Annotated in this window: 12 protein-coding genes; 3 read left to right on the plus strand and 9 right to left on the minus strand. The window is 53.7% G+C overall.

Features of this window, described 5'->3' with window-relative positions:
- Nucleotides 1-97: 97 nt before the first annotated feature.
- The 5 genes from RTM06_RS10585 to RTM06_RS10605 all read right to left on the minus strand — a co-directional run bounded on the left by RTM06_RS10585 (nt 98) and on the right by RTM06_RS10605 (nt 4,196).
- Nucleotides 98-358 (minus strand): biofilm/acid-resistance regulator YmgB/AriR, encoded by a 261-nt coding sequence (locus RTM06_RS10585; protein ID WP_256698696.1) that lies wholly within the window; start codon nt 356-358, stop codon nt 98-100.
- 442 nt (nt 359-800) lie between these two features.
- Complete coding sequence (celB, locus tag RTM06_RS10590) at nt 801-2,150, minus strand: PTS cellobiose transporter subunit IIC (protein WP_312182011.1); 1,350 nt, start codon at nt 2,148-2,150, stop codon at nt 801-803.
- A gap of 31 nt (nt 2,151-2,181) precedes the next feature.
- Nucleotides 2,182-3,495, minus strand: a complete 1,314-nt coding sequence (locus RTM06_RS10595; protein WP_312182013.1) for a 6-phospho-beta-glucosidase — start codon at nt 3,493-3,495, stop codon at nt 2,182-2,184.
- Entirely contained in the window at nt 3,488-3,829 is a 342-nt protein-coding gene (locus RTM06_RS10600) for a PTS lactose/cellobiose transporter subunit IIA (protein WP_312182015.1), read from the minus strand. Before RTM06_RS10600 ends, RTM06_RS10595 begins: the two co-directional genes overlap by 8 nt.
- A gap of 58 nt (nt 3,830-3,887) precedes the next feature.
- On the minus strand, nt 3,888-4,196 hold the full coding sequence (locus RTM06_RS10605; RefSeq protein ID WP_312182062.1) for a PTS sugar transporter subunit IIB: 309 nt from the start codon (nt 4,194-4,196) through the stop codon (nt 3,888-3,890).
- 288 nt (nt 4,197-4,484) lie between these two features.
- On the opposite strand from RTM06_RS10605, the gene RTM06_RS10610 reads away from it, so the two are divergent.
- Both RTM06_RS10610 and RTM06_RS10615 read left to right on the plus strand, forming a co-directional pair.
- Nucleotides 4,485-5,432: a MurR/RpiR family transcriptional regulator gene (locus RTM06_RS10610; protein ID WP_312182016.1), complete on the plus strand. Its 948-nt coding sequence runs from the start codon at nt 4,485-4,487 to the stop codon at nt 5,430-5,432.
- Between the two features lie 104 nt (nt 5,433-5,536).
- Nucleotides 5,537-5,974: a hypothetical protein gene (locus RTM06_RS10615; protein ID WP_409455798.1), complete on the plus strand. Its 438-nt coding sequence runs from the start codon at nt 5,537-5,539 to the stop codon at nt 5,972-5,974.
- On the opposite strand, the gene RTM06_RS10620 is transcribed toward RTM06_RS10615, so the two are convergent.
- Nucleotides 5,961-6,101 carry a hypothetical protein gene (locus tag RTM06_RS10620; RefSeq protein WP_008106109.1) on the minus strand — a complete coding sequence of 47 codons (141 nt, stop codon included), beginning with the start codon at nt 6,099-6,101 and terminating at the stop codon, nt 5,961-5,963. The genes RTM06_RS10615 and RTM06_RS10620 overlap by 14 nt on opposite strands.
- A 71-nt stretch (nt 6,102-6,172) precedes the next feature.
- Nucleotides 6,173-7,306, minus strand: coding sequence for a PSZ family class C beta-lactamase (gene blaPSZ / locus RTM06_RS10625; protein ID WP_312182064.1), 1,134 nt, complete (start codon nt 7,304-7,306; stop codon nt 6,173-6,175).
- A gap of 116 nt (nt 7,307-7,422) precedes the next feature.
- On the opposite strand from blaPSZ, the gene ampR reads away from it, so the two are divergent.
- Nucleotides 7,423-8,301: a LysR family transcriptional regulator AmpR gene (gene ampR, locus RTM06_RS10630; RefSeq protein WP_312182018.1), complete on the plus strand. Its 879-nt coding sequence runs from the start codon at nt 7,423-7,425 to the stop codon at nt 8,299-8,301.
- A 27-nt stretch (nt 8,302-8,328) separates the two neighbouring features.
- Here ampR and clcA read toward each other — a convergent pair whose 3' ends face one another.
- Both clcA and RTM06_RS10640 read right to left on the minus strand, forming a co-directional pair.
- Nucleotides 8,329-9,717, minus strand: coding sequence for a H(+)/Cl(-) exchange transporter ClcA (gene clcA / locus RTM06_RS10635; RefSeq protein WP_312182021.1), 1,389 nt, complete (start codon nt 9,715-9,717; stop codon nt 8,329-8,331).
- A gap of 152 nt (nt 9,718-9,869) precedes the next feature.
- On the minus strand, nt 9,870-9,995 hold a 126-nt coding region (locus tag RTM06_RS10640; protein WP_312182066.1), incomplete at its 5' end, for a DUF892 family protein.

Here is a 9,995-nt window from a genome sequence, read left to right on the forward strand (position 1 = left end):
AACGCTTTTCTCAAGGTTTTATACTGTCAGATAATTCCTGAACTTTTGAAATTGAAAACCAGTTTAATACTGATAATCCTATTAATGGGAGAATATCTTAGCCTGAAAATCCATCATCGTCTGGCGTCTTTCCGAGCACGATTTGCAGGGTATTACGCAAGCAATCCTGGAAAATCACATCATTGGTGCTCTCAAGTTCTGCCAGCAGATAGGCGATAATGCTTTTATTAGTAACAGTTTTTTTGTCTTTTATGATCGCCGTAATCACTGAACCCAATATTTCGGCTTCAGATTTAAGCTGTGCAGAACCGCAATTAAAATAGGCGATAAAATCGGTACTGATATTCATTTTTTGCATGCATTTCCCCTGGCGACATTAGTGCCAGCATTTTATTTAGTGGTGTTAAGATTAATGGAATGTTCTGAAAAGAAAGACCAATAGTGATCTAACTAAACTGATTGAGTTTGATAAAAAGAGGTTGTTATTAATTTTGGAAAAAAAATCTATCAAGAGAGCCTGCTGAGGTTAATGATTGAATGCGTAAATTTCAGTGGGATAGTTGTCTCATCACTGCTTGCCGACAAAAATATACAAAGGTGTAATAAGAGTACAGAATTTCTTTTAGGAAAAACGTTTTAAATTTAAGCATTTGAAATAAAATCAGCAATAACAGTCAGTTGCGTGATAGTTAGACCTCAAAGAGAATTGTAAATTAGTCCTTTCCCGTGATTAATTTGCATTTCGGGCAACCAATTTCTGAGAGGCAGAAGCACACATTCATGAGCTTCTGCCTATTAATTCAAGACGTTACCGCTTCGCTTACCACTTTCGCTTGCTGCAGGCTCGCTTCTTCCTCGCGGAACTTCAGTCGATCCCAGACGCGGAAGAACGGATAGTAAATCACCAGAGAAATCGTCAGATTGACCACCTGCAATACGGTGCCAGAAATGTGCCCGCCGGTTGCCAGATAACCGCTAACGAAAATCGGTGTGGTGAATGGCAGCGCAATGCCCGCAGGCGGTGCCACTAAACCGGTACTCATCGCCGCCCACGACACAATCACCAACACCACCGGCGTCAGGATGAAAGGCAGGAACAGATACGGGTTCATCACCAGCGGAATGCCGAACACCAATGGTTCGCTGATGTTAAACAGCGCCGCCGGAGCGGCAATTTTACCGAGCTGCTTCATCTGACGACTGCGTGAGCGGATCAGCATAAAGATCACCAATCCCAGCAGCGCGCCGGTGCCGCCCGGCGCAATCCATAAATCGTAAAACTGCTGGGTAAAGATGTGCGGGATCGGTTGGTTATGCTGGAACGCCTCAAGGTTTTCACTCATGTTCGATAGCCAAACCGGCTGAATAAACACCAGCACTATTGCATCGCCGTGCAGCCCAAGCGTCCAGAGAATACCAATCAGCAGCACTGAGAAAATCATGCCGGGGAGCGTGCCACCGACGTGATGCATCGGCAGACCAATCACAGTCGCAATCAGGTTATTGATATCGCCGAACGGTGAGGCTTCCACCGCCAGACGAAGCATCAACACCACTGCCAGCACACAGAAACCCGGCACCAGCGCGAGGAAGGATTTCGCCACCGCTGGCGGCACGCCTTCTGGCATCTTAATCACCAGATTACGGTTATGCACAAAGCGATAAATCTCAGTGGAAAGCAGTGCAATGACGATAGCCACGAACAAGCCCTGGCTGCCAATCAGCGAAATCGGCAACACGCCGGTGACCAACTGCGTCGGCGCGCCTTCCACCGGGGCAAACAGCGTCTGCTGAGGAATGGTCATCACAAATGCCACTAACGCCATCGCGCCGCTGGTGAGCGGATCGAGCGTGCGATACTTCTCCGCCAAACGGTAGGCAATACCGAAGCTGGAGATCAGTGCCATGATGTCGTAGGTGGCGCGCACCGGATAAAGCAGTTTGTTGCGCCACGTGTCGCCAAACAGATCCGCCATCAAATGGCCCCACGCTGGAATCGGCAGATAGGCGAAGATCAGGAAGAAGCTGCCAATCAGCATAAAAGGCATGTTGAGAATGATGCCGTCACGCACGGAGAGCACATGCTTCTGACCGGCGATTTTCAGTGCGACGGGCAAGACATAACGGTCTATAAAAGTACGATTAGACATAAGTGTTCCTCTGGCTCGGTGGCGCAACGGATTAGGGCGTGGCGAACTGCGGTAGCCACGGCTTATTAAGGGTCAGCCCTTCTTCCAGCAACGCTTCGGCGGTTGCGACATCACCGACTAACGGATTGCCAAGCAGCGCCAGCAGAGCTTGCTGACGATCGCCATGCACGGCGGCTTCGATGGTCAAACGTTCAAACGCTTTGATCTGCTGCGTCAGGCCATTCATCAGCGGCGGCAACTCGCCAAATACCAGCGGATGCGCGCCTTGCGCATCTACCAGGCAGTTCACTTCCACCACCGCATCATCCGGCAGACCATGAATCGCGCCGTTGTTGCGGCAGTTCACCACCAGATTGTTGCCACTGTCGTTATGAATCGCGCTGATCAGCTCAACCGCCACTTCGGAGTAATACGCGCCGCCACGAAAACTCAGTTGTTCAGGTTTGTGCGCCAGATGCGGATCGGCATACAGCTCGAACAGCTCGGCTTCCACTTTCATTACCTGCTCCGCGCGCGTGCCTACGTGACCGTTTTGCGCTTTCTCCTGCTCTTCAGCCAGCATCTGCGGCGTTTGCCAGTAATAGCGATGATACGGGCACGGAATCGCCTTGAGCGCGCGCAGGAACTGCGGCGACCATGGCATATCTTTGATGTTATTCATGGTGAGCGATTGGCCATCGCACAGTTGTTCAATCACCTGCGAAGTGACATCCTCGCCGCGACAGGTCACCTGATGCACCCATACCAGATGATTGAGCCCGGCGAAGCGCAGTTGCACCTCATCCCGGGACGCGTCGAGCATACCGGCAATCATGTGGTGCATATTCACCGGCACATTACACAGGCCGATAATTTTCGCCTTGCTGTAGCGCGACACCGCTTCCGTCACCATCCCCGCCGGATTGGTGAAGTTGATGATAAAGGCATCTGGCGCCAGCTCTTCCACTTTGCGCGCCACGTTAAGCATCACCGGAATGGTGCGCAGCGCTTTGGCAAAACCGCCCACGCCGGTGGTTTCCTGGCCGAGTCGTCCATATTTCAGCCCGAGGCGCTCGTCTGCGGCACGCGCGGCGAGTTGACCCACACGCAGCTGCGTCAGCACAAATCGGGCGCCGCGAATCGCTTCATCGAGTTCAAAATGCACGCTGACTTTCACCTGCTCCAGCCCATTTTGCTGCAGCATACGGCGAGTGAGATCGGCGATGACATGTACCTTTTCACGCCCCTGCTCGACATCCACCAGCGCCAGTTCCGTCACCGGCAGCTGCGCATAACGATTGATGATCCCTTCTACCAACTCCGGTGAATAGCTGCTGCCACCACCAATAATGGCCATCTTAAGCATTCGTGCCTCCTGCCGCAGTGCGGCGGTAAAGTTCAATGATTTCGCCTGCCAGATCCTGAATCAGCATGGCGTTCATCAGATGATCCTGGGCATGGACCAGAATCAGCGTGACGGGCAACTTGCCGCTGCCTTCGTCCAGACCAATCAGCGCGGTTTGCTGCTGGTGCGCCGCACTGATGCTTTCACTCGCCGCCGCCAACTGCTGTTGCGCCTCGGTGAAGCGCCCTTCTCGTGCCAGCCGCAGCGCGCTGATTGCCGCGCTACGCGCTGCGCCGGCTTGCACCAGCAGCAGCATAATTCCCTCTTCAAACTCGATAGCCACGATTTCAGACATGCAAAATCCCCCACAGCACAAGCCGTGTAGTGTCGGTTAGATGGGTTAAAACGGACAGTTAGGCGGTGTGTAACGCCAGCGCTTTATCAAGCACCTGTTCGCCACGCATCATGCCGTAATCCATCATGTCGATGACGGCGACAGATTTGCCCTGCGGCGCGGCAATGGCGGTAAGACGGGCAGCTTCGAACTGCACCTGCGGGCCGAGCAGAACGACATCGGCATCCGGCAGAATACGTTCGAATTCCGTCACCGGCACAGCTTTGATATCGATCTCCAGACCGCGACCTAAAGCAGCGTGCTGCATTTTGCTCACCAGCATGCTGGTGGACATGCCTGCAGCACAGCAAAGTACGATGCGCATAATTTCTTCTCCTGTGATTTGTCCCGGCCATTTAAGACCCGTCTCAGAGAAGCTGTAAAGTGGCTGCGGGCAGATGATTTTCTGATGGTTTGATAATTTACTAATATAAATCATAGGCATATAACAAAATACACCATGAAAATATTTTTCACGAGTGTGATCTTAACCGTAATTTAACAGTAACAACCCCGACAATCGGCGATGAAAAACGGTATTCCGATGAAAAAAAACTCAACATGAAAAATTATTTCATGCATGATGGACGCTCGCTAATGAGGATGTGATGAGCTGATGGATATTGTCTGGCAATTACGGCAGCAATCGGAGCGCGCGGATGCGCAGGAATCGAGGCTGGCGCGTTTTTTTCTGGCTAAATTGGGTGCGACTGAGCAGGCCACCATGGAAAGTCTCGCCACGCAGGCGGGCGTGAGTCCGGATGTGCTGCGACGCTTTGCCACGTCGGCAGGCTGTCAGGATCTCGATGATTTTCTTCGTCAGGTGCGTAAAGCCGGTCAACAGCGGGACGTAGAATTTATTGATGTCATTCGCCAGCGGCAATCTTCACTGAGCCAGCAGGAGAAACGCGTTGCCGAGGCGATTCTCAGCGACACCGCTTTTGCTGCCTCCGCTACCATCGAACAACTTGCCGGACGTGCCGAAGTCAGTGCCGCCACTATTACCCGCTTTGCCCGTTCGCTGGGTTGCGAAGATATCCGCGATTTGCGCATGCGGCTGGCGCGTGCGCCACAGGTGCAAACCCGTAACGCGATTGCGCCTATAGAGGCGATTATTCAAGCGCTAACCCAGCAATACGCGCAAGCGGAAACCGCAGTCTGGCAACGTGCCGCAGAGATGTTACGTAAGGCCAGAAGCGTACTGCTGATTGGCGCGTCGGGCCTACAAACTGCGCTGTCTGCGGAAGTCCATCAACGCCTGCAAGGCGCTGGATTGCCCATCGCATGGATTCAGGATGACAACCTGCTGAGTATGACGCTGAGTCGTTTACAGCCGGATGATCTGTTGCTGATTCTCGCGCCTGACGCGGTTAACAGCCACGTGCTCAGCACGGTACACCATGCCCATATTCAAAAAACGCCGGTGATCGCGCTCTGTGCGCAGACCTTAGACCTGGCGAATCAGGCCGATATCTGGCTGCCGCTGCCAGAGGCAAAAAACGCACGGCGTTACGGCATTTTGTTTGCGCTGGATCGGTTGGAGTCAGCAATAACTATTCCTTAAGTAAAACTATAGCATCCTGAAATTTGCAAAAGTAAAACGATCCGCGGGCTGTTCAACAGGCGCTCGGCAAGCATCATCTGGCGTTAGCCGATGCCATTTGGCTGTTGTTTGAAGGTGTTCTCACTTCAGCGTTAATTATTGGTGCTTCGCAGGCGTGCGAAGCCGGTAAAAACGCCGCTCTGCAGCTTTGCCGCTTACTGCGTGGCAGTGCTGAGTGGGTTTATTGGCTGTCGCAGTGCTGCCTCGTCGTTCCCTTGCTGCTTCTGGCGTTCAGCCATCACTATTCAGTTTGGCTATTTCCCGCCGTGGCATTGGGTGGCGCCGCGTACGTCACGCTCTCGGGCGTATTGCTGGTGTGGGGCGCAGCAGCAACGGAAAATGTCCCCGCCATCGGCGTAGGCATGCTGTTCTTCATGTTGGCGACGGGCCAGGTCATTGGATCGCTACTGTTCGGACAACTCTATGCGCAGGCAGGCGCGTCAACCGTATTAACACTGTTTGCCGCCCTGCCGTTACTGGTGATGTTGATTATTCGTCGTTAAACGGATCTTTTTTGTCATCTTCGCTGTCATCGCGCGTTCTGGGAATCTCACCGTGTTCACTGGGATTGTCCTTAGCGGGATGTTTTTCATCATTCACGTCACGTTTATCTTTTGGGTGATGGCTCATCTGCAGCTCCTTGGTTAATCACCCATTAAGTGTAGTTGATCTAAATGGGGCGAAAAGTTCGCCCCACCCGCTTACTGCAACGCTTTCAGGATCTGCATCGCCGCTTTAACCCGCTCGGTATTGGGATAATTTTTGTTCGCCAGGATCACAATGCCGACCTGCTTCTCTGGAATAAAGGCGACATAAGCCCCAAATCCGCCCGTTGCGCCGGTTTTATGCACCCACGACGCGGTGACACGCGGATGTGCTTTCGCATCCCTTACCGGCTGCGGACCGAGCGCTACCTTGTTATCCGCGCCCTTCACTGCCATGTCTGCCTGAGCGGGCCAATTCAGCATTTCCCACCCCAACCCCTGATATAACGCATCGGTACGATAGAAACGCGTTTGCGCGAAATTCAGCGCCTGCTGCAGCGTTTGGTCTTTTACCTGCTGCGGATCCATGTTGGCCTGCATCCAGCGCGCCATATCTTTAATTGACGACTTCACGCCATAGGCTTCGGCATCCAACATGCCCGACGACACGCGCACCGGCTTGCCTTCGTGGTAACCCCATGCGTATACGTTCTTCGCGCTGTCGGGCACGGTGATAAAGGTGTGCTTAAGCTGCAGCGGCGTAAACACGCGTTGCTGCATGGCTTGCTCAAATGTCAGCCCGCTGGGTTTCGTCGCCAGCCAGCCAAACAAGCCGATGCTGCTGTTCGCATACTGACGCGTGTTGCCCGGCGCCCATTGCGGTTGCCATTGTTGATAGAAGTTCGCCAGCGCCTTTTCATCGGTCACGGCATCAGGAACCTGCAACGGCAAGCCGCCGGCGGTGTACGTCGCCAATTGCAGCAGCGTGATGTCACGCCACTGCGGCGTATTCAGCGCCGGCCAGTATTGACTGGCGCGATCGCTCAGTGCGATCTCGCCTTTGTTCACCGCGACGCTACTCAGCACGCCGGTGAAGGTTTTACTCACCGAACCCAGTTCAAACAGCGTATCTTGCGTGACCGGACGCTGCTGTTTTTCATCCGCCATGCCCCAGGTGAAATAGTGCGGCTGGCCTTTAACCACCACCGCCACCGCCATGCCGGGAATGGCTTGCTGCTGCATCAGCGGTGTGATGGCCTGATCAACGATGGCGTCCACATCAGGCGTCGCAGCGAACGCCATTGAGCACGCCGATGTCAGTGCTGTTGCTATTAAAGTTTGAGAAATCAATTTCACTGTTATTAACCTTCCGGGTTGTTGTTCCGCGGGCAGTTTGCCCACTTTGACAGGCAGCAACAAACTGTTAATTTTAGCGTCAGACAATAGAAATTCTTACAGGTCACCGCATGACTCGCCCTTATATTCCACTTAACGCGCTCAGAGCCTTTGAAGCCGCCGCACGTCATCTAAGTTTTACTAACGCTGCTATTGAGCTGCATGTAACCCATGCAGCCGTAAGTCAGCAGGTGAAATCGCTGGAGCAGCAGCTGGGCTGCCAGCTGTTTGTGCGGGTATCGCGCGGATTGATGTTGACCACCGAAGGCGAAAGCCTGTTGCCGGTATTAAACGATTCATTCGATCGTATTGCCGATACGCTGGATCGCTTCTCATCGGGCCAAATGCGCGAGAAATTAAAGGTCGGCGCGGTGGGAAGCTTTGCCACCGGTTTGCTGTTGCCGCGTTTAGAGGATTTTAACCGCCGTTATCCGCACATAGAGCTGCAACTCTCCACCCACAACAATCGCGTCGATCCAGCCGCCGAGGGTCATGATTACACCATTCGCTTTGGCAGCGGCGCCTGGCACGGCACCGAAGCGCAGTTTATTTGTTCAGCCCCGTTATCGCCGCTGTGTAATCCCGCCATTGCCCGGCAGTTGCAGCAGCCTGCAGACGTGCACAAATTCACCCTATTGCGATCGTTCCGCCGTGATGAGTGGAGCCAATGGCTGCACAGCATTAATGAACATGCGCCATCACCTGCGCATCCGGTGATGATTTTTGACTCATCCCTGACGATGATCGAAGCGGCATTACTGGGCGCGGGGATTGCGCTGGCACCGGTAAAAATTTTCAATCACCTGCTGCAAAGCGAGAGGCTGGTGCGCCCTTTCGCCGCAGAAATCGATCTCGGCGGCTACTGGTTAACGCGTTTTCAGTCGCGACCTGAAAGCACCGCAATGACGGCGTTTTCAGATTGGTTGATGAATGCGCATCAGACGTCGTAGGGTCGCCATTCATGGCGACCGATTCACCTACTGCACATTTATCTGTTTCGCTTTCGCCAGCGTGCGCGCAAGAATTGAGGAGTACAGCGGTTTGCCGCCGAAGAATTGTGCGGCCAGCGTCGCGCCGAGGCAGGTAATGATCATCGGCAAAATCAGCTGATAATTGTTGGTCATCTCCAGCACCAGCACAATGCCGGTCAGCGGCGCACGCACCGAGGCCGCAAACAGCGCGCCCATACCAGCCACGGCAAAGGTTGCTGGCTCCAGATGCAAACCCGGCAACCACTGCATGCAGAGTTGGCCGAAGCAGGTACCTAACAGCGTGCCCAACGTCAGCATCGGGGCAAAAATACCGCCCGGCGCGCCGGAGGAAAAACAGCAAATAGTTATCAACGTGCGCAGTGCGAAAATGGCAAAGAGCGCCAGCGCGCTGTAAGCTCCGCTGGAGAAATCAGTAATCAGCGCAATCCCGCCGTTAATCGCTTGTGGCAGAAACAGGCCAATCACGCCACACATCCCCGCCAGCAAACTTCCCCACAGCACCCAGGGTGCAACGCGGCCTTTATGCAAACGCTGAAACTGATCCTGCGCGAGGAAAATGAAGCGGTTAAACGCCACGCCGCAGCCACCAAATAACACGCCCAACACTAAATAAAGCCACAGCGTATTGGTTGGCGCATCCTGCAGCTGACCAATATTAATGATTGCTTCGTTGCCATTACACACGCGGAAAACAATGCTGGAAACGATAACGCCAACAAACACCGCTTTGATGGAAATCAGGCTGTAGCGAAACTGCGGACGCATCTCTTCGATAATAAACAGGATGCCCGCCAGCGGCGCGTTGAAAGCGGCCGACAAACCCGCGGCAGCGCCGGTTGCCAGCAACGTGTGGCGAGACTCAGAAGATTTTACGCGGAACAGATCAACACACATGCCGCCGATATTGCCGCCCAGTTGCACGGTCGGTCCTTCGCGACCCAGCACCATGCCTGATCCTAACGCACCCATGCCGCCGATAAATTTCACCGGCAGCACGCGCCACCAGCGCACCGGACGAAGTTCCTCCAGCGCGCCTTCAATTTCGGGAATGCCCGATCCGCCCGCTTCCGGCGCGAAACGTCGCACCAGCAAGTAGCCGACAGCGCCTAATAGCGCAGAGAGCATAAACGCGCCGGCGATTTTCACCAGCAGATTGTCACCCGCACCCTCAAGCCAGCTTAAGCGCGTATGCACCACAAAATTGACGGCTTTATCAAAGGCCACGCCAACTAAACCGGTTAACACACCGACCAGCGCGGCCAGCAGCAACAGCGCGACGGGCGTTTTGTCGCGGCGTAGTAGTTTCTGCATCAATAAGAAGCGCCCAGCACGTAAGGTCGTGTTGGGCTCTGCGGAGTGACCGTTGGCAGGCATGCAAATCCTCTGTTTTCATAACCGTGTTCAAACGTGAGTTTGAGAAAAGAGGCATTAGCATACTGAGAATGAAGTGATTTTTAACCCAGGAATTCGCAAGCGGATTTTTCAGGTTGGAAGAGGCTGGCTGCATTAGCCTCCTCCACGGTGGATTAGTCCTGCTCTTCAGCAATCAGCGTAAGTTTTTCGTCGGTGGCTTTTTCTTCTTCCAGCGTTTCACCCAACAACTTCGCGGCATCCTGATAATCCAGTTTTAAGGCTAACGCGCGCAAAGTACC

Origin of the sequence: Pantoea sp. CTOTU46764 (genome assembly GCF_031974595.1) — a bacterium.
Lineage (GTDB): Bacteria > Pseudomonadota > Gammaproteobacteria > Enterobacterales > Enterobacteriaceae > Pantoea > Pantoea trifolii.